General features: G+C 69.5%; 20 protein-coding genes. 16 read left to right on the forward strand and 4 right to left on the reverse strand.

Features of this window, described 5'->3' with window-relative positions:
- Nucleotide 1: 1 nt before the first annotated feature.
- A complete protein-coding gene (gene mpl, locus ACWTPI_RS16980) occupies nt 2-1,393 on the reverse strand; it encodes a UDP-N-acetylmuramate:L-alanyl-gamma-D-glutamyl-meso-diaminopimelate ligase (protein WP_020204295.1) in 1,392 nt (463 codons plus the stop codon).
- A gap of 177 nt (nt 1,394-1,570) precedes the next feature.
- On the opposite strand from mpl, the gene ACWTPI_RS16985 reads away from it, so the two are divergent.
- The 10 genes from ACWTPI_RS16985 to ACWTPI_RS17030 all read left to right on the forward strand — a co-directional run bounded on the left by ACWTPI_RS16985 (nt 1,571) and on the right by ACWTPI_RS17030 (nt 10,890).
- Nucleotides 1,571-2,272, forward strand: a complete 702-nt coding sequence (locus tag ACWTPI_RS16985; protein WP_454732217.1) for a UDP-N-acetylmuramate--alanine ligase — start codon at nt 1,571-1,573, stop codon at nt 2,270-2,272.
- 87 nt (nt 2,273-2,359) lie between these two features.
- Nucleotides 2,360-2,905 carry a TlpA family protein disulfide reductase gene (locus tag ACWTPI_RS16990; RefSeq protein WP_020204293.1) on the forward strand — a complete coding sequence of 182 codons (546 nt, stop codon included), beginning with the start codon at nt 2,360-2,362 and terminating at the stop codon, nt 2,903-2,905.
- A gap of 217 nt (nt 2,906-3,122) precedes the next feature.
- Nucleotides 3,123-3,617: a type II 3-dehydroquinate dehydratase gene (gene aroQ / locus ACWTPI_RS16995; RefSeq protein ID WP_020204292.1), complete on the forward strand. Its 495-nt coding sequence runs from the start codon at nt 3,123-3,125 to the stop codon at nt 3,615-3,617.
- A 163-nt stretch (nt 3,618-3,780) separates the two neighbouring features.
- Nucleotides 3,781-4,239, forward strand: coding sequence for an acetyl-CoA carboxylase biotin carboxyl carrier protein (gene accB / locus ACWTPI_RS17000; RefSeq protein ID WP_020204291.1), 459 nt, complete (start codon nt 3,781-3,783; stop codon nt 4,237-4,239).
- 182 nt (nt 4,240-4,421) lie between these two features.
- Nucleotides 4,422-5,789 carry an acetyl-CoA carboxylase biotin carboxylase subunit gene (gene accC / locus ACWTPI_RS17005; RefSeq protein ID WP_020204290.1) on the forward strand — a complete coding sequence of 456 codons (1,368 nt, stop codon included), beginning with the start codon at nt 4,422-4,424 and terminating at the stop codon, nt 5,787-5,789.
- A 204-nt stretch (nt 5,790-5,993) separates the two neighbouring features.
- Nucleotides 5,994-6,908 (forward strand): 50S ribosomal protein L11 methyltransferase, encoded by a 915-nt coding sequence (gene prmA, locus ACWTPI_RS17010; RefSeq protein WP_029043874.1) that lies wholly within the window; start codon nt 5,994-5,996, stop codon nt 6,906-6,908.
- A gap of 10 nt (nt 6,909-6,918) precedes the next feature.
- The gene (locus tag ACWTPI_RS17015; RefSeq protein ID WP_454732218.1) at nt 6,919-8,739 is read left to right on the forward strand and encodes a DUF3426 domain-containing protein; all 1,821 of its coding nucleotides are present in this window, start codon (nt 6,919-6,921) and stop codon (nt 8,737-8,739) included.
- 95 nt (nt 8,740-8,834) lie between these two features.
- Nucleotides 8,835-9,335, forward strand: coding sequence for a thiol peroxidase (gene tpx / locus ACWTPI_RS17020; protein ID WP_020204287.1), 501 nt, complete (start codon nt 8,835-8,837; stop codon nt 9,333-9,335).
- A gap of 120 nt (nt 9,336-9,455) precedes the next feature.
- Complete coding sequence (locus tag ACWTPI_RS17025; RefSeq protein ID WP_020204286.1) at nt 9,456-10,403, forward strand: carbohydrate kinase family protein; 948 nt, start codon at nt 9,456-9,458, stop codon at nt 10,401-10,403.
- A gap of 19 nt (nt 10,404-10,422) precedes the next feature.
- On the forward strand, nt 10,423-10,890 hold the full coding sequence (locus ACWTPI_RS17030) for an outer membrane lipoprotein (protein ID WP_020204285.1): 468 nt from the start codon (nt 10,423-10,425) through the stop codon (nt 10,888-10,890).
- A gap of 348 nt (nt 10,891-11,238) precedes the next feature.
- Here the strand turns inward: ACWTPI_RS17030 and ACWTPI_RS17035 are convergent, their stop codons facing one another.
- Nucleotides 11,239-11,775, reverse strand: coding sequence for a histone H1-like DNA-binding protein (locus tag ACWTPI_RS17035; protein WP_081651466.1), 537 nt, complete (start codon nt 11,773-11,775; stop codon nt 11,239-11,241).
- Nucleotides 11,776-12,373: 598 nt separating this feature from the next.
- Nucleotides 12,374-12,739, reverse strand: coding sequence for a hypothetical protein (locus tag ACWTPI_RS17040; protein WP_156173934.1), 366 nt, complete (start codon nt 12,737-12,739; stop codon nt 12,374-12,376).
- Between the two features lie 816 nt (nt 12,740-13,555).
- Between ACWTPI_RS17040 and ACWTPI_RS17045 the strand changes: the two genes are divergently transcribed.
- From ACWTPI_RS17045 to ACWTPI_RS17060, 4 genes are all read left to right on the forward strand, one after another.
- A complete protein-coding gene (locus tag ACWTPI_RS17045; protein ID WP_020204282.1) occupies nt 13,556-14,038 on the forward strand; it encodes a DUF2147 domain-containing protein in 483 nt (160 codons plus the stop codon).
- A 436-nt stretch (nt 14,039-14,474) separates the two neighbouring features.
- Nucleotides 14,475-15,458 carry a Bug family tripartite tricarboxylate transporter substrate binding protein gene (locus ACWTPI_RS17050; RefSeq protein WP_454732219.1) on the forward strand — a complete coding sequence of 328 codons (984 nt, stop codon included), beginning with the start codon at nt 14,475-14,477 and terminating at the stop codon, nt 15,456-15,458.
- 348 nt (nt 15,459-15,806) lie between these two features.
- The gene (locus ACWTPI_RS17055) at nt 15,807-18,005 is read left to right on the forward strand and encodes a TonB-dependent receptor (protein ID WP_029043873.1); all 2,199 of its coding nucleotides are present in this window, start codon (nt 15,807-15,809) and stop codon (nt 18,003-18,005) included.
- 99 nt (nt 18,006-18,104) lie between these two features.
- Entirely contained in the window at nt 18,105-18,791 is a 687-nt protein-coding gene (locus tag ACWTPI_RS17060) for a Fe2+-dependent dioxygenase (RefSeq protein WP_020204279.1), read from the forward strand.
- A 31-nt stretch (nt 18,792-18,822) separates the two neighbouring features.
- Here ACWTPI_RS17060 and ACWTPI_RS17065 read toward each other — a convergent pair whose 3' ends face one another.
- A complete protein-coding gene (locus ACWTPI_RS17065; protein ID WP_454732220.1) occupies nt 18,823-19,707 on the reverse strand; it encodes a LysR family transcriptional regulator in 885 nt (294 codons plus the stop codon).
- 146 nt (nt 19,708-19,853) lie between these two features.
- Here ACWTPI_RS17065 and ACWTPI_RS17070 point away from each other — a divergent pair, with 146 nt between their 5' ends.
- Together ACWTPI_RS17070 and ACWTPI_RS17075 are read left to right on the forward strand one after the other, a co-directional pair.
- Entirely contained in the window at nt 19,854-20,246 is a 393-nt protein-coding gene (locus ACWTPI_RS17070; protein WP_020204277.1) for a tautomerase family protein, read from the forward strand.
- A 177-nt stretch (nt 20,247-20,423) separates the two neighbouring features.
- Nucleotides 20,424-21,257 (forward strand): aldo/keto reductase, encoded by an 834-nt coding sequence (locus ACWTPI_RS17075; protein WP_020204276.1) that lies wholly within the window; start codon nt 20,424-20,426, stop codon nt 21,255-21,257.
- The last annotated feature ends 34 nt before the right edge of the window (nt 21,258-21,291 follow it).

The following is a 21,291-nucleotide window of genomic DNA, read 5'->3' on the forward strand; positions in this document are numbered from 1 at the left end:
CTCAGGCCGCCGCGCCGGCGGCGAAGGCATCCAGCAGCTTCTGGTGCACGCCGCCGAAGCCGCCGTTGCTCATCACCAGCACGTGGTCGCCCGGGCGCGCCGCGGCGCGCACCGCCCGCACCAGCGCGGCGAGGTCGCTGAAGGCGGCGGCGCGCTCGCCCAGCGGCGCCAGCGCCTCGCCCAGGTCCCAGCCGAGCGCGTCCTTGCCGCTGGCCGCGCCGTAGCCGAACACGAGGTCGGCCGCTTCCAGGCTGGCCGGCAGCTGCGCCTTCATCACGCCCAGCTTCATGGTGTTGGAGCGCGGCTCCAGCACGGCCAGGATGCGCGCCGCGCCGACACGCCGGCGCAGCCCCGCGAGCGTGGTCTGGATGGCGGTGGGGTGATGGGCGAAATCGTCGTAGACGGTGATGCCGCCGGCCTCGCCGCGCACCTCCATGCGGCGCTTCACGTTGGCGAAGCGCGCCAGCGAGTCGATGGCCTGCGCCGGCGGCACGCCCACGTGGCGCGCCGCGGCGATCGCGGCCAGCGCGTTCATGCGGTTGTGGGTGCCCTGCAGGGTCCAGTCGACGCGACCTTGCACGGCGTCGCCGAACCACACGTCGAAGCGGTCCCGCTCCGTGTCCGCGCCGGCCAGCTCCGCCGGTTCGCCGGCGCGCCACTCGCCCAGGCCGAACTGCTCGGTCTCGCTCCAGCAGCCGCGCTCCAGCACGCGCGCCAGGCTTTCCTCCATGCCGTTGACGATCAGCCGGCCCTGCTCGGGCACGGTGCGCACCAGGTGGTGGAACTGGGTTTCGATCGCGGCAAGATCGGGGAAGATGTCAGCGTGATCGTATTCGAGGTTGTTCAGGATGGCCGTGCGCGGGCGGTAGTGGACGAACTTGCTGCGCTTGTCGAAGAAAGCGGTGTCGTACTCGTCGGCTTCGATGACGAAGAAGTCCGATGCCGTCACCCGCGCCGACACGCCGAAGTTCTGCGGCACGCCGCCCACCAGGAAGCCCGGCTGGTAGCCGGCATCTTCCAGGATCCAGGCCAGCATGGAGGTGGTGGTGGTCTTGCCGTGCGTGCCGGCCACCGCCAGCGTCCACTTGCCGCGCAGCACGTGCTCGCCCAGCCACTGCGGGCCCGAGGTGTAGGGCAGGTTGCGGTTGAGGATGGCCTCCATCAGCGGATTGCCGCGCGACACCACGTTGCCGACCACGAACAGGTCCGGCTCCAGCGCCAGTTGCGCCGGGTCGAAGCCCTCGATCAGCTCGATGCCCTGCGCCTCGAGCTGGGTGCTCATGGGGGGATAGACGTTGGCGTCGCAGCCGGTCACGCGGTGGCCGGCCTGCTTGGCCAGCACGGCCAGGCCGCCCATGAACGTGCCGCAGATGCCGAGGATGTGAATATGCATGGGAGTTCGGGTCGCGGGGCGGGCCTGGCGGGCCGGGCCCCTGTTGCTACGGGATGGAAAGGGATTGTACCCGAGGGGTATGGCGGCAATTGCCGGTATCTCGCCGGCACGCGCGAACCCGCCCCGCCGCGTAGACTCTAAGAGTCCAGCCTCCTCCCCCTCCGGTATCATCCCTCCATGTCCCGTCGCACCCCCCTCGACCCCATCCGCCTGCGCGAGGAAATCGCCCAGGCCGCCGCCCGCATGATCGCGGAAGACGGTGCCGACTACGCCACCGCCAAGCGCAAGGCCGCGCGCCAGTTGCTGGGCGACGTGCGCGTGGCCGGCGAGTGGCTGCCCGACAACGAGACCGTGGAAGCCGAAGTGCGCGCCTACCAGGCGCTGTTCCACGCCGACAGCCAGCCCCGCATCCTGGCCCTGCTGCGCCGGCTGGCGCTGCTGGCCATGCGCGACCTGGCCGGCTTCCGGCCCTACCTGGCGGGCGCGGTGCTCAACGGCACCGCCACCGAGCATTCGGACATCTATCTGCAATGCTTCTGCGACAGCCCCAAGGACCTGACGCTGCACCTGCTCAACGCGGGCGTCGATTTCGACACCAGCGAGTCGCGGCATTTCGCCGGCCGCGGCGACGTGGAGACGCTGAGCTTCCTGTGGAAAGGCCAGTGGCCGGCCCAGCGCGAGGCGCGCCTGCTGGCCGGCGAGGTGCGGGCCGAACTGGGCCAGCCGGTGGGCATCCACATCGCGCTGTATGATGCGGACGACGAACGCGGCGCGGTGCGCGCCGACGCCGGCGGCCGCGTGGCGCGGGCCGACCTCGCCGCCGTGCAGGCGCTGGTGGCGGACGCGCCGGATGCGCCCGGCACGCCGGACGCCGCCTGACCCGCGCTGGCGCCGTCATAGTCATATATAGAAGAGCTTCCCGCCACCGCCGCGCCTTGCGCCTGGTTTCCGACTCCTGCCACCGCCATGACCACTGCCACCACCCGACCCGCCCGCCGCAGCCGCCTCTGGATCTGGCTCGTCGCCATCGCCGCCGCCGTGGCGGGCGCCCTTGCCGGCCACTACGTGTTCTCGCCCCGGCCGGCGTCCGACGCCGCCGTGGAGACCTTCCTGAGCACCGAGCTGCCCGACCCGCAGGGCGGCAAGCTGCGGCTGGCCGATTTCCGCGGTAAGACGGTGGTGGTGAACTTCTGGGCGCCGTGGTGCGGCCCGTGCGTGGAGGAAATGCCCGACCTGACCGCGCTGTACCAGGAGTATTCGGGCCGCAAGGTGGAATTTGTCGGCATCGGCATCGATTCCGCCAGCAACATCCAGCAGTTCATCAAGAAAGTGCCGGTCGCGTATCCGCTGGCGGTGGCCGGCTTCGCCGGCACCGAGCTGTCGCGCAACTTCGGCAACGCGGCCGGCGGCCTGCCTTATACGGTGGTGATCGCGCCGGACGGCACCGTCACCTACCGCAAGATGGGTAGGGTTTCCCCCAATGACCTGCGTGCTGCACTGCCGCGCGGATGACGGCGAGACGCTTGATTTGCGGTGAATTTCAACTAACCTTGTTCGATTGTCCCGTAATTTTTGCGAATTAGCCTCGAAACCGCAAAACAGGCCGGCACCGGCCCGGAAATGCCGCCGGAAGACCGGAAATCGAGGCTGCCCTATGTCTGCGCTGCTAGACAAATCACTCTAAGCTACGGTAATCTCCGCGCAATTTCGTTGAAATGGTCGAGTCGCCGTGATCGATACGCCGCCAGAAAGCCGCTCCGCCCGCTACCGCAAGGTGCTGGTCCTGCACGGGCCCAACCTGAACCTGCTGGGCACGCGCGAGCCGCAAACCTACGGGCATACGAAGCTCGTCGACATCGACCTGGCCCTGGCGCAGCGTGCGCGCGAAACCGGCCTCGCCCTGGCGACGTTCCAGTCCAACCACGAGGGTGCGCTGGTGGACCGCATCCATGCGGCGCGCGACGAGGGGGTCGACTTCATCATCATCAACCCGGCCGCCTACACGCACACCAGCGTAGCCTTGCGCGACGCGCTGGCCGGGGTGGCGATTCCGTTCGTCGAAGTCCATTTGTCGAACGTGCATCGCCGCGAGAACTTCCGTCATCACTCCTTCTTCTCCGATATCGCGGTCGGAGTGATCTGCGGACTTGGCTGGCAAGGCTACCTGCTGGCGCTGGACTATGTCCTCGGGCAGGCGCCTGAACCGGCGCCCCCCGCGGCCTGACCCGCCCGCTGATTTCGATTTCATAGACGATGACCGCGCCCCCGGCGCCTGCCCTGCCCGCTGCTCGCGGTGGACGGAGGCAATACGCCGGACGCATGCAATTTACCCGGACGCAGCCGCCCCAGCGCAGCGCGCCGGACAACCCGATTCAGGAGGATAGAAGATGGACCTGCGCAAGCTGAAGACGCTGATCGACCTGGTGGCCGAGTCCGGCATCTCCGAGCTGGAAGTCACCGAAGGCGAAGGCAAGGTGCGTATCGTCAAGGCGCCGCCCCAGGTCGTGGCCGCGCCGATGGCCATGCAGCCGATGCAGGCGCTGCCGCCCGCGGCCGCCGCTCCCGCCGCCGCGGTCGCCAGCGCCGAGCCCGCGGCGCCGCAGCTGCCGTCCGGCCATGTCGTGACCTCGCCGATGGTCGGCACCTTCTACCGCGCGCCGTCGCCGGGCGCGGCCGCCTTCGTCAACGTGGGCGACACCGTCAAGGAAGGCCAGACGGTCTGCATCATCGAAGCGATGAAGCTGCTCAACGAAATCGAATCCGACAAGGCCGGCGTGATCAAGGAAATCCTGGTCGAGAACGGCCAGGCGGTCGAATACGGCCAGCCGCTCTTCATCATCGGCTGATACTGATCGGCATGCCGCGCCGCCCGCAGCCCGCGCCGGAAGATCCGGACGGCCGCGCCGGCGCCGGCGGACCGGACGCTCCCCGTCCGGCTGCCAGTTCCTCCGCCCGCACTCCGGCCGCGCCGCCGGGGGCGCCACGAGCCACCGCGGCGGGACTGCCCTTCTCCTCGCAGAGAGTGACTATGTTTGAAAAAATTCTGATCGCGAACCGCGGTGAAATCGCCCTTCGCATCCAGCGCGCCTGCCGCGAACTCGGCATCAAGACCGTCGTGGTGTATTCGGAGGCCGACAAGGAAGCCAAATACGTCAAGCTGGCCGACGAAGCCGTCTGTATCGGCCCGGCGCCGTCGCCGCTGTCGTACCTGAACATGCCGGCCATCATCTCGGCCGCCGAAGTGACCGACGCGCAGGCCATCCACCCGGGCTACGGCTTCCTGTCGGAAAACGCCGACTTCGCCGAGCGCGTGGAAAAATCGGGCTTCGTCTTCATCGGCCCGAGCCCCGAGAGCATCCGCCTGATGGGCGACAAGGTCTCGGCCAAGCAGGCCATGATCAAGGCCGGCGTGCCGTGCGTGCCGGGCTCGGAAGGCGCGCTGCCGGAAGATCCCAAGGAAATCCTGGCGACGGCCCGCAACGTCGGCTATCCGGTCATCATCAAGGCCGCCGGCGGCGGCGGCGGGCGCGGCATGCGCGTGGTGCACACCGAGGCGGCGCTGGTCAACGCGGTCAACATGACGCGCGAGGAAGCCGGCCGCGCCTTCGGCAACCCGGAGGTCTACATGGAGAAATTCCTGGAGAACCCCCGCCACGTCGAGATCCAGATCCTGGCCGACCAGCACCGCCAGGCGGTCTGGCTGGGCGAGCGCGACTGCTCCATGCAGCGCCGCCACCAGAAGGTCATCGAGGAAGCACCCGCGCCGCACATCCCGCGCCGCCTGATCGAGCGCATCGGCGACCGCTGCGCCGAGGCCTGCAAGAAGATGGGCTACCGCGGCGCCGGCACCTTCGAGTTCCTGTACGAGAACGGCGAGTTCTACTTCATCGAGATGAACACGCGCGTGCAGGTCGAGCACCCCGTCACCGAGATGATCACCGGCATCGACATCGTGCAGGAGCAGATCCGCATCGCCTTCGGCGAGAAGCTACGCTGGCGCCAGAAGGACATCCAGCTGCGCGGCCACGCCATCGAGTGCCGCATCAACGCCGAGGATCCGTTCAAGTTCATTCCGTCGCCGGGCCGCATCACCGCCTGGCACATGCCGGGCGGCCCCGGCGTGCGGGTGGACTCGCACGCGTATGATGGCTACTTCGTGCCGCCCAACTATGATTCGATGATCGGCAAGATCATCACCTACGGCGCCACCCGCGAGCAGGCCATCGCCCGCATGCGGATCGCGCTGTCGGAAATGGTGGTGGACGGCATCCAGACCAACGTACCGCTGCACCGCGAGCTGATGCTCGATGCCAACTTCGTCGAAGGCGGCACCAGCATCCACTATCTCGAGCATCGCCTGGCCCAGAAGACCGTGGCCAAGGGCGGCAAGATCTGAAGCCCGGCGCGGCCTAGTCCACTGCGTCAGGGAAAACGCCCCGGGTCGGCTGTGCATCGAGGCCGCAGGCCAGGCGCAAAGCGCAGCAATAGCTCGCTATTGCGAGCATCTGCAACGACGCATGCGGCCTTGAGGCGCAGTCGAACGGGGGGGCTTTGGGAATGACGCAGTGGACTGACAACAACGGATCGACAAGGATCGCCAGTGGCATTTCAGGAATGTGTGATTGAAATCGCACAGGACCAGGCCGAAGCCTGGTCCGACGCGCTGTTCGACCTCGGCGCGCTGTCGGTCTCGGTGGAAGACGCCGATGCCGACACGCCCGACGAGCAGCCGCTGTTCGGCGAGCCCGGGCTGGAACCCACCCGCCTGGCGTGGAACCGCTCGCGCGTGGTGGCGCTGTTCGACGACGCCACCGACCCCGCGCTGGCGGTGGCCGCCGCGGCCAACGCGCTCGGCGCCGCCGAGGTGCCGGCCTACGCGCTGCGCCCGGTCGAGGACCAGGACTGGGTGCGCCTGACGCAATCCCAGTTCGCGCCGATCCGCATCGGCGAGCGCATCTGGGTGGTGCCGTCGTGGCACGAGGCGCCCGAGCCCGACGCCGTGGTGCTGGAGCTCGACCCGGGCCTGGCCTTCGGCACCGGCAGCCACCCGACCACGCGGCTGTGCATGCAGTGGCTCGAGCAGAACCTCGGGCCGGGCGAGTCGGTGCTCGACTACGGCTGCGGCTCGGGCATCCTCGCCATCGTGGCGAAGAAGCTCGGCGCCGGCGCCACGCTCGGCATCGACATCGACCCCAACGCGGTGGAAGCCTCGCGCCACAACGCTGAGCGCAACCGCGTCGAAGCCACCTTCGCGCTGCCGGAAAGCGTGTCCGAGGCCAGCTACGACCTGGTCGTGGCCAACATCCTGTCCAACCCGCTCAAGGTGATGGCCGCCATGCTGAGCGCGCGCGTGCGCCCGGGCGGCCGGCTGGTGCTGTCCGGCGTGCTCGAGCGGCAGGCCGACGACGTCGCCGCCGCCTATGCGCCCTGGCTCGCCATGTCGGTATGGCGCAGCGAGGAAGGCTGGGTGTGCCTGCACGGCACCCGCGGCGAAGGCGCCGGCGTCCCGCACTGAGCCCCCGCCGATGGCCGCAGCCAAGCTCGTCACACGTTGCCCGGCCTGCCGCACCGCCTTCCGGCTGGTAGCCGACCAGTTGCGCCTGCGCCAGGGGCTGGTGCGCTGCGGCCAGTGCGACACCGTGTTCGACGCGCGCGAGCACCTGATCGAGCTGCCCGCGCCCGAGGCGGCCCCCGAGACCACCCCCGCGCCCGCACCGGACGCGCCGGCGGCGCCCGCGCACGGCGAGCCACGCCATCGCGCCACGCGCGCCACGCACGAGAAGACCTTCGAGGACGCCCACGACGGCGGCCACGAAGGCGCCCATGAAGACACCCACGAAGCCGCGCATGCGCGCGCGACACGCGCCCCGCGCAAGCGCGCGCATGCCGGGCCGCATGCCGATCCACATCCCGCGCCGGATGCGCCCGCCGAGGCCGGGCACGACGCGCCGGCCGCCGTTCCGCCCTTTACCTCGCCCTTTATCCCGCCCTTCGACCCCGGCTACGACGTGCCGGCGCTCGACGCGCCCACCGTCATGCTGTACCAGACGCAGGCCGAGGCCGACCAGGCCGTGCAGGCGGCCGAGGCCGCCCGGCAGCAGGAACAGCATGCAGGCAGCGCCGCCGCGGAAGACGACGAACCGTCCGCGGTCTTCGTGCCCGGCGTGATCGAGCCGGAGCCGGACGAAGCCGCCACGCGCGAAGATGGCGATGCGCCGGCGCAGGCCGAGACCACGGCAGCCGGGTCCGCGGCCGAACCGCCCCGGGAGACGGAAGCGGTGGAAGCGGTGGAAGCGGTGAATGCGACGGCAGCGACGGAAGCGGCCGAGACCACGGACACCGCCGAAGCCGCTCCGGCGCCCGCCGCCACGCCGTGGCCCACGCTGGACCCGAGGACGCTGTCCGACGACCTGCCGCCGTTCGCGCCCGCCGCCGCGCCCGAGGCCGCCGGCATTGCCCGCGCGGCGCAGGCGGACACGGCAGCGGCTGCGCAAGCCAGCGCATCGCTGCCGCCGGAAACCGGCAGCGACGACGCCACGCACGCGGCCGGCATCGCCGCCGACATCACGTCCGACACCGCGCTCGGCGTCACGTCCAGCATCACCGCGAGCGCCACGTCCGGCATGGCGCCCGCGCCTGAGGCCGCGGCGCCGCCCGCGCCCGCCGCGCCCGCCGAAACCGCCGCCATCCCGAGCGCGGGCGGCTACCTGCGCGCCGAAGCGCAGGATGATTTCCCCGAGATTCCCGCCGCCATCGCGCGCGAGCAGGCGGTGCGCCAGTGGACCAGCCAGAACGCGCCCGACGCGCCGGTGTTCGCGCCGGACTTCCTGCGCCACGCGCGCGAGCGCGATCCCGGCCCCGCGCGGCGCAGGCGGCGCCTGCAGAAGGCGGCCATCGGCGTGCTGGCGGTGGCGGCGCTGGCGCAGCTCGCCTTCCTCGCGCGCAGCCAGCTCGCCGGCCAGTTCCCGGTGCTGCGCCCGGCCTTCGAGGCGCTGTGCGCGCCGCTGCGCTGCGAGGTGGCGCCGTGGCGCGACATCGACGCGCTGCGCATCGAAAGCTCGCAGTTGCAGAAGCAGGACGAGGAATCCGACGCCTACCTGCTGGCCGTCACCATGCGCAACCAGAGCCGCGCCACGGTGGCGCTGCCCGCCATCGAGCTGGTCATGACCGACCTGCAGGACCAGCTCCTGCTGCGCAAGGTGCTGCAGCCGGCCGACTATCTCGAGCCCGCGCAGAAGGCGTTCGCCACGCTGGGCCTGCGCGCCGGCACGGAGCTGCCGGTTCGGGTACGATTCCGCACGCAGCAGGCGGCGGCCAACTACCGCGTGCTGATCTTCTACCCCTGAATTCCAGACGGGTCCGACGCCCGCCCCGGGCGTTCCCGTCGCGCCCCCGGGACCCGCACCGCGCGTGCGGGCCCACCATTCACACAGGAGCACATATGAGCAGCGTCACCCTCGGCGGCAACCCCATCGAAGTCGGCGGCAAGTTTCCGCAAGCCGGCGACAAGGCCCCCGCCTTCTCGCTGGTCGGCAAGGACCTGAAGGACGTCGCGCTGGCCGACTTCGCCGGCAAGCGCAAGGTGCTCAACATCGTCCCGAGCCTGGACACCCCGGTCTGCCAGACCTCGGCGCGCAAGTTCAACGAGGCCGCCAGCGGCCTGGCCAACACCGTGGTGCTGACCATCTCGGCCGACCTGCCGTTCGCGATGAGCCGCTTCTGCACCACCGAAGGCCTGGCCAACGTGGTGCCGCTGTCGCTGATGCGCGGCGCCGGCTTCAAGGACAGCTACGGCGTGGACATCAAGACCGGCCCGCTGGCCGGCGCGACCGCGCGCGCGGTGGTGGTGCTCGACGAGAACGACACCGTCAAGTACAGCGAGCTGGTGCCCGAGATCAAGAACGAGCCGAACTACGACGCCGCCCTGGCCGCGCTGAAGTAAGCGCCGCGCCCCGCGGTCCGGCCACCCGGTATCATGGGTGGCCTTTTTTTCGGCGGCCGCCGGCCAGCGCGCGCCGCCGGCCATCACCCGATCACCCGATTACCTGCATTTGGAGAGAGCATGTCCAGCCTGATCTGTGGCTCCGTCGCCTACGACACCATCATGACGTTCGAGGGGCGCTTCCGCGAACACATCCTGCCCGACCAGATCCACATGCTGAACGTGTCCTTCCTGGTGCCGGGCATGCGCCGCGAGTACGGCGGCTGCGCCGGCAACATCGCCTACACGCTCAAGCTGCTGGGCGGCGACCCGGTGGTCATGGCCACCGTGGGCGTGGACGCCGAGCCCTACCTGCAATACCTGCGCGAACTCGGCATCGGCACCGAGCACATCCGCACCCTGCCCGACACCTTCACCGCGCAGGCGATGATCACCACCGACCTGGACAACAACCAGATCACCGCCTTCCACCCGGGCGCGATGAACCAGTCGCAGCTCTCGCACGTGCAGGACGCGCTCAAGGGCGCCAACCCGCCGGCGCTGGGCATCGTCGCGCCGGACAGCCGCGAGGGCATGCTGCACCATGCGCGCCAGTTCGCCGACGCCGGCGTGCCGTTCATCTTCGACCTGGGCCAGGCCATGCCGCTGTTCAACGGCGAGGACCTGCGCCAGTTCGTTGAACTCGCCAGCTACGTCACGGTCAATGACTACGAAGCCCAGGTGCTGCTCTCGCGTACCGGCTGGACCAGCGAGCAGGTCGCCGCCCAGGTGCGCGCCTTCATCGTGACCCACGGCGAGAAAGGCGCGAGCGTCCACGCCGACCAGCGGCAGTACAATATTCCGGCCGTGCAGGCGGAGCGCGTGGTCGATCCGACCGGCTGCGGCGATGCCTTCCGCGGCGGACTGCTGTACGGCATCGAGCAGGGCCTCGACTGGGAAACCACCGGGCGCCTCGCCAGCCTGATGGGCTCCATCAAGATCGCGCACCAGGGTCCGCAGAACCACAAGCCGTCGCGCGACGAAATCGGCCAACGCTTCCAGTCGGCGTTCGGCTATCGCTACGAGTAACTTTTCCGGGATCGATCTCATGCATACCCTGATTCGCACCAGCGCCCTCGCGCTCGCCGCAGCCGCCACCCTCGTGGCCGGCTGCGCCTCGCAATCGAACTCCGCCAGCATCTACACGCCGGGCCAGGCGCAGCGCGAGCAGATCCTGCGCTTTGGCGTGGTCGAGAGCGTGCGCGAAGTGCTGATCCAGGGTGAGCAGACCGGCGCCGGCACCATCGCCGGCGGCGCGATCGGCGGCATCGCCGCGGGCAGCACCATCGGCAGCGGCGGCGGCTCGGTCGCGGCCGGCGTGCTCGGCGCCGTGCTCGGCGGCATCGCCGGCAGCGCGGCGGAAAACCGGATCAACCAGCGCCGTGGCCTGGAGATCACCGTCAAGCTCGACAACGGCGAGATGCGCGCGATCGTGCAGGACGCCGACGAAGCCTTCCGCCCGGGCGAGCGCGTGCGCCTGCTGTCCTCGGGCGGCACCACCCGCGTTACCCACTAGGAAGTTACCCTAGGACGATCCTGACGCCGTTGCGGGGCCCTGCCGCGGCGGCATACGGAGATCCACCAGCGGTCCACCTACGGGTCCACCAGCGGGTCCTCTGCGGGTTCACCCGCAGGCCCGCCAGGCCGCTCGCCGAGGCGCCGGCTCCCACACGGAGCGGCGCCTTTTTCATTGGCCCTGCGCCGCGCTGCGCCGGTCCGCGCGGGCATGAAAAAACCCGCCGGGCTTGCGCCGTCGGCGGGTTGGCAAGACTGGCGTCTTGCAGACCGGATACCGCGTATCCGGTCAGTGCGGCACGCGCTGCGTGCCTTGGGGATTCCCGCAGGAATCCGTCAGCGGCACGGCTTACGGACGGGTGCCCGTCGGGAACGGCCATGCAGCGGCCGGGTTCAGCACGGTCTTCGAGGTCGTTGCGGGCGCGGCAGCAGGCGCAGCGGCAGGCTTGGCAGCAGGCGCAGCCTTCTTGGCGGCAGCCTTCTTGGCCGGGGCCTTCTTGGCAGCAGCCTTCTTGGCCGGTGCGGCCTTCTTGGCGGCAGCAACCTTCTTGGCCGGCGCAGCCTTCTTGGCGGCAACCTTCTTGGCCGGTGCGGCCTTCTTCGCCACGACCTTCTTGGCAGCAGCCTTCTTGGCCGGTGCGGCCTTCTTGGCTACGACCTTCTTGGCGGCGACCTTCTTGGCCGGCGCTGCCTTCTTCGCTACGACCTTCTTGGCAGCAGCCTTCTTCGCCGGCGCAGCCTTCTTGGCCGGTGCGGCCTTCTTCGCCACGACCTTCTTGGCGGCGACCTTCTTCACTGCGGCCTTCTTGGCCGGGGCTGCTGCCTTCTTGGCAGCAGGCTTGGCGGCTTTCTTGGCCGCCGGTTTCTTCTTTGCAGTCGTTGCCATGGATAACTCCTTCACTAGAGAGTGAATATCGAATGACCTAAGTTGGCGACCCGACCGACCCGAGGCGCGATACAGCGCTGCGACCCCAATCGAGCGAGCGATTCATCGGCGCACGGCAACACTGCGTCCGCACGCTAATGAATTCGGTGGCAGGGGCACCGCGGCGCGCGGTGCGAATGTGGCCAAGCGGAGCCCGCAACCGGGCTTCTGACGCTTGCCGCGCCCTGGAATATTCGGTCTGCCCGCGCCATCCGCCGGATCGGCGCGCAGCATCAATAGAAGAGATATCGGCCGGCATTGCCGCGATGCGGGCTAGGCCACGCGCACCACGGTCTGCATTCGTCTGGGGGTAGTTCGCCCATCCCGCTACTGGGCCAAAGGAGACTGCACGCGTTTTAGAAAACCAGTACGGCTTGGTCTGCGTCAAAGTTCTGGTGCTCCTGAGCTACCTGTCTCATTGCATCGAAGCGGGGGGCGCTTATCGTGGCGGAGCGCATCGCTCATCGTGAAGCATCGCGTCCGACATCATCGTTCGAGCTTGCTTCGATCCTGCCAACTACGACTACGACCACGGCCATGCAATGAAGTGAGACTCTTGTCAAGGCGAATCATAATTCGTTTGTTCGGCGATGTTAAGAAAAAAGTGCAAAAAAACACGCGCGCGCGCATGACAACTTCTTCGTCGCCATCGCAGCGCTTCGCCGGCCTGCGCTTCACCTGCGCGCGACGCGCTCTCGACGCGTTCCATCGCATGCGAAATCGCCTCGCGCGAGCCCGCTGACGCGACAAGAAAAGCGGCATCGCGAGAGCGCGGAACCCTTGCCGCGATGCTTCGGATTTTTCCTCGCGCACGTCGCCGCGCGCGCTGCCGGCGCGCATGCGCGGCCTCTTCACCGCCGCTGACGTCATCCCGGAAAGCCGCGCCGGCAAAGGCTTTGCGGGAAGCGGCAATACGCTCGCGCAAGCGCGGCGCGCGAGCGCATCGGTGGCGCGCGCGTGCCACGCAACGTCGCGACGGCGCGCGACGAAGCATGCCGCGGCACCATGCGCTGCGCCTCGCCATCGCGTCTCGGCGCAGCGTCGGCGCACGCGCCGCGCGGGCACGCCGCGCGCTCGCTCGCACAGCGCGCGCAGTGATGCGTCGACGCAACGGTCTGCCCGTCTTCCTCGCGACGCGAGCACGACGAACCGGCTTCGCACATCGTCATGCGCAACGCGATTGGTGTCGGTCCGCGTCGGCGTGCATCGCTTCGTGTTCGTCTTGCCGCCGTCTTCCGCTCGCCTCGCATCCGCCGTGCCGTCGATGCGCGCCCGCCGATGAACGCATGCGCTCTCGCGACGCGAGCGCCGTCGCATCGATGCGGCCGGCGGGCGCCGCTCCGCATCCATCGGCATGCGTGCCGGCAACGGTCCGGCGACGGTCCGACTGCGCGCGGTCCGGCGCGATGTTCTCCGGCGTCGTCCGCGACGCGCGGCGAGCGATGCGGGCGCATGGTGCGACGAGCGCCCGCGAACGCGCCCGCGATGCCGGCGCGCGGCACGCTGCCCGCACTTGAAACGAACGCCTAGAGGATTGCTTCGGAGACCCGGAAAGGGCCGGTTTTGCTGCACGACAAAAGACCCCGGGCGCCAGCAACCGCGCCGGTTTCCGGGCAGCGGCAAAGGTCCGCCTGGTGCGTGCGCAAACGGCGCCCTCGCATTGCGGCTGGCGCCCTTCGCCAGTAGATTGGCGTGACCGTGCCGCGCGGTCGCGCGCACCAACCTGAGAGAGGAGAACCCGATGCACTTTTCTGCCCCCCGACGCACCGCGCGCGCCGCCGTCACGGCGGCCCGGCTCGCCGTGCTCGCCGGCGCGCTGCTGGCCAGCGCCGCGGCACTGGCCCAGGCCTCGCCCGCCGGCTCGTGGAAGACCATCGACGACAACACCGGCAAGCCGCGCGGCCTGGTGGAGATCACCGAGAGCAACGGCGTCTACAGCGGCAGGCTGGTCAAGAGCTTCGTCGACGCGGAAGGCAAGTCCAAGGTGTGCGACAAGTGCACCGACGCGCGCCGCGACCAGCCCATCATCGGCCTGACCATCATCACCGGCGTGCGCAAGACCGGCGACAACGAATGGGGCGGCGGCGAGATCCTCGACCCCGAGAACGGCAAGGTCTACAAGACCCGCATGTCGCTCGCGGACGACGGCAACAAGCTCAACGTGCGCGGCTTCATCGGCATCAGCCTGCTGGGCCGCACCCAGACCTGGGAGCGCGAGCACTAGCGCGCCGCCCGCGCGCGCCATCGCCGCCGGCGGCCGGCATCCACGCCGCCTTTCCCGCGCCGCACTTGCGGCACTTCCCGCACCCGTCGTATCTCCCCCCCGCTTCGCGCCTCGCGCCTCGCGCTTCGCTCTGCGCATCGCACCGCGCGAAGCGCGTCGACGCCGCCGCCGCGAACGGCAGGCTGCGCACCGCCGCGACACACCACACCACGCACCGCGCGCGCATCGCCGACAATCGCGGAGACACCGCCGCGGGTCCGCCGGCGGGTTCAGCAAATTGACAGCTTTGCTGTTTATCATCGCTCGCAGGCCGGAGCTTGCCCGCGAGAAAAAAAGCCGGGCCACGACATCCGGCATCCGGCGCGGCCGAGCGCCGGCACCCATGCCAGAGCCGGTACCAGGATCGGTACCAAGACCAAGACCATTGGAGACAACCATGCGCATTTCCACCGCCAGCCGCGCGCTGGCCCTCGCCGCGCCCGCACTGTTCGCCGCGAGCCTCGCCGCGCCCGCGCGCGCCGCCGATGCCTGGCCCACGCACGTCATCAAGTTCGTGGTGCCGTTCACCGCGGGCGGCGCCAACGATCTCGTGGCGCGCGCCGCCGCCGACGCGGTCGGCAAGCGGCTCGGCCAGACCGTGGTGATCGAGAACCGTCCCGGCGCCGGCGGCGTGGTCGGCGCGGACTACGTGGCCAAGGCCAAGCCGGACGGCTACACCTTCCTGGTGGGCGCCGTGGGCACCGTCACCAACAGCCTGATCCGCACCAAGATGCCCTACGCGCCGGACGACCTGATCCCCGTGTCGCTGGTCGCGGTGAGCCCCTCGGTGATCGTGGCCTCGCCCTCGCTGCCGGTGAACAACCTCAAGGAGCTGGTGGAGTACTCGAAGAAGCAGGGCGCGGCCGGCGCCAACTTCGCCACCGCGGGCAGCGGCAGCACGCCGCACTTCGTCGAGGAGATGCTCAAGGAGAAAGGCGCGGTGCTGACCGTGGTGCCGTACAAGAGCGGCTCGGAGAGCATCACCGCCGTGATCGGCGGCCAGGTCGCGGCCACCTCGGAAGCGAGCGTGGTGGTGCTGCCCAACATCAAGGCCGGCAAGCTCAAGGCGCTGGGCGCGACCTGGGACAAGCGCATGAGCGCGGCGCCCAACATCCCGACCACCGCCGAGCAGGGCATGCCGGAAGTGCGCATCGGACACTGGGCCGGCATCTTCGCGCCCAAGGGCACCGACCCGGCCATCCTGAAGAAGATGAACACCGAGATGAGCGCCGCCATGCAGACGCAGGAGACGCGCGACCGCCTGATCCCCAACGGCATCGAGCCGGCCGGCGGCTCGCAGGAGAGCTTCGTCGCCTTCATCAAGTCCGAGCGCGAACGGCTCGGACGGATCGCCAAGGCCGCCAATATGACGGCGGATTAAGAAAAATTTTTTTGCCGCCACCCGGGGCGGCGGCAAATGTCTGTACCAGGCCTGCTACATGCAGGCCTTTTTTTGTTTACGGATTGAGACGCAGGCGCCGCTTTGTAAGGCATTTGTGAGCTTGTGTAACTTCATGTAATGGCTTTGTCCTTGGATAAAGACATTGAGGCATGGCGACTAATGTCTGTGATGAAAAAGCAAAGCTGAATTGCAACGCTAATCATTCGCATTTATATTCCGGCTCGCCCAACCTTTTTGCCCCCGCCGTTGGCCGAACCACAGGCATGCAACTTCCGTCCGCTGCCAGCCAGCTCGCCCCCAATGGCCGTACCGGAACCGAGAAACGACATGACCCGCCGCACTCCGATCGCGACCGCGCTGCTCGCGCTCTTTGCCACTCCCGTTGTCACCCTGGCCCAGACGGCCCCGCCCGCTCCCGCCACCGGCCAGCCTCCGGCAACGCTCAGGGAAGTGGTGATACAGGGCGGCCGCGCCACCGATGACTACGGCGCGGTGAAGAACTCGGTCAGCAAGCTGCCCGAAGACCTGCGCGACGTCCCGCAATCGGTGACGGTGGTGAACAAGGCGCTGATCGACGCGCAGGGCGCCACCTCGCTGGCCGACGCGCTGCGCAACGTGCCGGGCATCACCATCGGCGGCGCCGAGGGCGGCCAGATCGGCAACAACATCAACCTCAACGGCTTCTCCGCGCGCACCGACATCTACCTCGACGGCTTCCGCGACCGCGGCCAGTACTACCGCGACGTCTTCGCGCTGGATTCGGTCGAAGTGCTGATGGGCCCGTCGTCGATGCTGTTCGGCCGCGGCTCGACCGGCGGCGTGATCAACCAGGTCACCAAGAAGCCGTCGCTCAAGGCCGCGACCACCGTGACCGGCTCGGTCACGACCAACGGCATGGTGCGCGCCACCGCCGACGTCAACACGCCGACCGGCGACACCTCCGCGTTCCGCATCTCGGCGATGGCGCAGGACGGCAAGCCCAGCACGCGCGACGAGATGCGCGCGATGGACTTCGGCATCGCGCCGTCGTGGAAGTACGGTATCGGCACCTCCACCGAGATCACCCTGTCCGCGCTGCTGCAGCACAACGAGGACATGCCCGATTACGGCCTGCCGGCCATCAACGGCCACCCGGTCAACGTCAACCGCAACACCTACTACGGCAACAACAACGACTACACGCGCCAGGACATCGTGGCGCTGTCCGCCGGCGTCGACCACAAGTTCTCGCCGAACCTGCGCCTGCGCAACCAGACCCAGTTCAACTACGTGGAGACCGACGCGCGCGAGACCGCGCCGCAGTCGGTCGGCTCGATCGCCAACGGCGTCTACACGCCGCTGACCACCACCAACCTGCCGCTGTCGGCGCTGTTCGTGCGCCAGCAGAGCCACGACCGCAACATCCGCGACTACTCGATCTTCAACCAGACCGAGCTGACCGCCAAGTTCGAGACCGGCTTCATCAAGCACACGCTGCTGACCGGCGTGGAAATCGGCCACGACGGCTACGACAACCAGGCCTACGCGCGCGGCAACCCCGCCGGCCCGTGCAAGGGCTTCGTCGCGTGCGTGCCGGTGATCGACCCGGTCTACCAGGACTCGCCGTCGAGCGCGATCACCACGCCGGGCAACCTGCAGGGCGCCTCGGCCAACACCATCGCCGTCTACGCCAACGACTCGATCGAGTTCACCAAGCAATGGAAGCTGGTGGCCGGCCTGCGCTATGACCGCTACATCGCCAGCATCAGCAACTCCATCAACTCGCAGAACACCGCCGGCAACACCGCGCTGGCCAATGCCCAGCAGACCGTCAACTTCACCAGCGTGCGGCTGGGCGGCATCTGGCAGCCGACCGAGGCGCAGTCCTACTATGTGTCGTACGGCACCTCGTTCAACCCGTCGCTGGAGCAACTGACCGGCACCGTCGGCCAGACCAACCTCGACCCGGAAAAGAACAAGTCGTACGAGGCCGGCGGCAAGTGGGACCTGGCCGGCGGCGACCTGTCGCTGACCTCGGCCATCTTCCGCATCACCAAGGACAACGCGCGCAGCCAGATCGACGCCACCACCTACGCGCTGACCGGCAAGATCCAGGTCGACGGCGTGCGCTTCGGCGCCACCGGCCGCATCACGCCGAAGTGGCAGGTCTTCGCCGGCTACACCTACCTCAACGCGGTGATCGAGAACGGCATCGCCTCGGGCACGCAGGGCAAGATCCCGGGCAACACGCCCAAGCACACCGCCACGGCGTGGACCAGCTACAACATCCTGCCGAGCTGGGAAGTCGGCGGCGGCGCCTTCTATATGTCGCAGCGCTACGCCAACAACACCGACACCACCCAGGTCGGCGGCTTCGTGCGCTGGGACGGCATGGTGGCCTACCATCAGCCCAAGTACGACGTGCGCCTGAACCTGTTCAACATCTTCGACAAGAAGTACTACGACGCGCTGATCCAGTCCGACGGCGGCCGCTCGGTGCCGGGCACCGGCCGCACCGCCATGCTGTCGTTCACCTATCGCATGTAAGCGCAGCCATGCGCTGAGGTAAAGTGGCGTGACGTCCAGTCACGCCACGCGGCGCCGCCTTCTCCGGCGGCGCCCGCGCACCACCCTGCCGAGATCGCCATGCTTGTCTGCATTCCCAAGGTCCTCAACGCGGAGCAGCTCGCCATGCTGCGCCAGCAGCTCGATTCGGCCGGCGAGGCCTGGGTCGACGGCCGCGTCACCGCCGGCTACTCCGGCGCTCCCGTCAAGTTCAACCAGCAGATCGACGAGCGCTCCGAGACGGCCGCGCAGTGCCAGCAGCTGATCCTCGCCATGCTGGAGCGCAACCCGCTGTTCATCAGCGCGGCGCTGCCCAATATCGTCTACCCGCCGATGTTCAACCGCTACGGCGAGGGCATGACGTTCGGCGCCCACGTGGACGGCAGCGTGCGCATCCACCCGCACAACGGCCGCAAGCTGCGCACCGACATCTCCGCCACGCTGTTCCTGAGCGACCCGGCCAGCTACGACGGCGGCGAGCTGCAGGTCGAGGACACCTACGGCGTGCACAGCGTCAAGCTCGAGGCCGGCGACATGGTGGTCTACCCGGCCACCAGCCTGCACCAGGTCACGCCCATCACGCGCGGCGTGCGCGTGGCCAGCTTCTTCTGGATCCAGAGCCTGATCCGCGACGACGCGCAGCGCGCGCTGCTGTTCGACCTCGACAACGCGATCCAGAAGCTGAACCAGACCGGCGCCGACGAAGGCGCGCGGCGCTCGCTGGTGGGCTGCTACCACAACCTGCTGCGCCAGTGGTCCGAGACCTGACCGCGCGCGGGTAGCGCCGCACCACCACCACTCAGGCGAACTGCTCGGCCAGCGCGGCGCGCACCTGCCCCACCAGCGGCGCCTCGCCGGCGCGCGCGGGCAGCAGGAAGAATTCGGCCGCCGGCAGCGCCGGCAGCCGCAGCCGGGCGGCGGTGGCGGCGTCGATGCGCGCCACGCCGGGGCCGATGGTGGACTCGTTCAGGCACGACAGGCCCAGGCCCGCCGCCAGCGCCAGTTGCAGCCCGGCCACGCCGGAGGCGGAATGCGCCACCACGTAGTCGAGCCGGCGCCGCCGCAGCATCTGCACCACGTACTGGTGCAGCGAACAGGTATCGGGCAGCAGCACCAGCGGCAGCGGCGCGTCCAGCGCCCCGCTCTCGCCCGGCGCCGCCACCCAGGCCAGCGCCTCGCGGCGCAGCACCGCGCCGCGCTCGCCGCGGCTGGCCGCCGCCTTGCGCGCGCCCGGCAGCCGCATCGACAAACCGATGTCGAACGCATCGCTCTGCGCGCCGGCCTCGATCATGCCGCTCTTCATCACGGTCACGTGCAGCCGCAGGCGGGGATAGCGCTCGCGCAGCCGGCGCAGCATGCCGGCGATCTCGCCGGGCCGGAAGTAGTCGGTCACGGCCAGCCGCAGCTCGCCGTCGAGCGTATGGCCGCGCAGGTCCTGCAAGGCCAGCTCGGACAGCGCCAGGATGCGGCGCGCGTGCGCCAGCAGGCGCAGGCCGGCCGGCGTCGGCGCCGCGCCCTGCTTGCCGCGCACCAGCAGCGGCACGCCGGCGCGCTCCTCGAGCTTGCGCAACTGCTCGCTGACCGACGACTGCGACAGGAACAGCCGCGGCGCCGCGGCGGACAGGCTGCCGGCGTCCGCCACCGTGACGAAGGTGCGTAGTTGATCGAGTTCCAGCGCGCGCATGGCGGCCTCCCGCGGGTTTCGCATGTTTCGGTATTGACGATGGATGGTATCGCAAATTCCCGTTTTTCCGATGGCACGCCAAACCCTAGACTGGCATCTCCGGCAGCCCCGTCCCGGGGCCGCCTCCCAGACCCAAGGAGCCAGCCATGCCCCACATCAACCTGCAGATCTCCGGCAAGCCCGATGCCGCCCTCACCCGCCGCGCCGCCGCCGCCGTGGCCGACGTCACCCGCCGCGTGCTCGGCAAGAAACCCGAGGTGATCGCCGTGGCCGTGCAGTACGTGGACCACGACGCCTGGATCATCGGCGGCGCGCCGCTGTCGGAGCAGGGGCGCAACGCCTTCCACCTCGACATCAGCGTGACCGACGAGACCAACACCAAGGCGGAGAAGGCGCAGTTCCTGCGCGAGGCGTTCGAGGCCCTGGCCGAGCTGGTCGGCAACGTGCACCCGGTCTCGTACATCCACGTGATCGACGCGCGCGCGGCCACCTACGGCTACGGCGGCCTGACCCAGGAATACCGCTACCATCACGGTTGAGCCCGGTTGAGCCCGGTTGACCCGGCCAGGCCCGGGCGGCGCGCCTTGTGCATCGCGCCGTCCTTGGCTAGTGTGGGTGGGTAGGCCGGGCGGCGGCGCGTGCCTGCCTGCCCTGTCGTCGCCGCCGGCGCCGCCGACCGCTGTCCACCGACCGTCACACACGACCCGAGACACCGCATGAAAACCGTGAATCTGCCCGGCGGCGAAACCGTTCCCGCGCTGGGCATGGGCACCTGGAACATGGGCGAGAAGCCGGCCGCGCGCGCGGAGGAGCTCGCCACCCTGCGGCTCGGGCTGGACCTGGGCCTGCGCCTGATCGACACCGCCGAGATGTATGGCGAAGGCCGCTCGGAAGCGCTGGTCGGCGAGGCCATCGCCGGGCGCCGCGACGAGGTCTTCCTGGTCAGCAAGGTCTATCCGCACAACGCCGGCCGCAAGGACGCGGTGGCGGCCTGCGAGCGCAGCCTGCGCCGGCTCGGCACCGACCGCATCGACCTCTACCTGCTGCACTGGCGCGGCGGCGTGCCGCTGGCGGAGACCGTGGCCGCCTTCCAGGCGCTGCGGCAGGCCGGCAAGATCCGCCATTTCGGCGTCAGCAACCTCGACCTCGGCGACATGGAAGCGCTGTGGCGCGTGCCCGGCGGCGAGCAGACGGCGGTCAACCAACTGCTCTACAACCTCACGCGGCGCGGCATCGAGTGGGACCTGCTGCCCTGGCTGCGGCGCCACCACGTGCCGCTGATGGCCTACTCGCCGGTCGAGCAGGCGGCGCTGCTGCGCAACCCGCGCCTGGCCCGCTTCGCCGAGCAGCACGGCATGAGCCCGGCCCAGGCCGCGCTGGCCTGGCTGCTGGCGCGCGACGACGTCATCGCCATCCCCAAGACCAGCCACCGCGAACGCCTGCGCGAGAACCACGGCGCGCTGGCGCGGCGGCTCTCGCCGGCGCAGCTGGCCGAGCTCGACGCCGCCTTCCCGCCGCCGCGCGGCCCGCGCCCGCTGGAAATGCTCTGATCCCCGGCGCGGCGGCCCGCGCCGCCTTCGCGCC

It is taken from the genome of Cupriavidus ulmosensis (assembly GCF_977008105.1).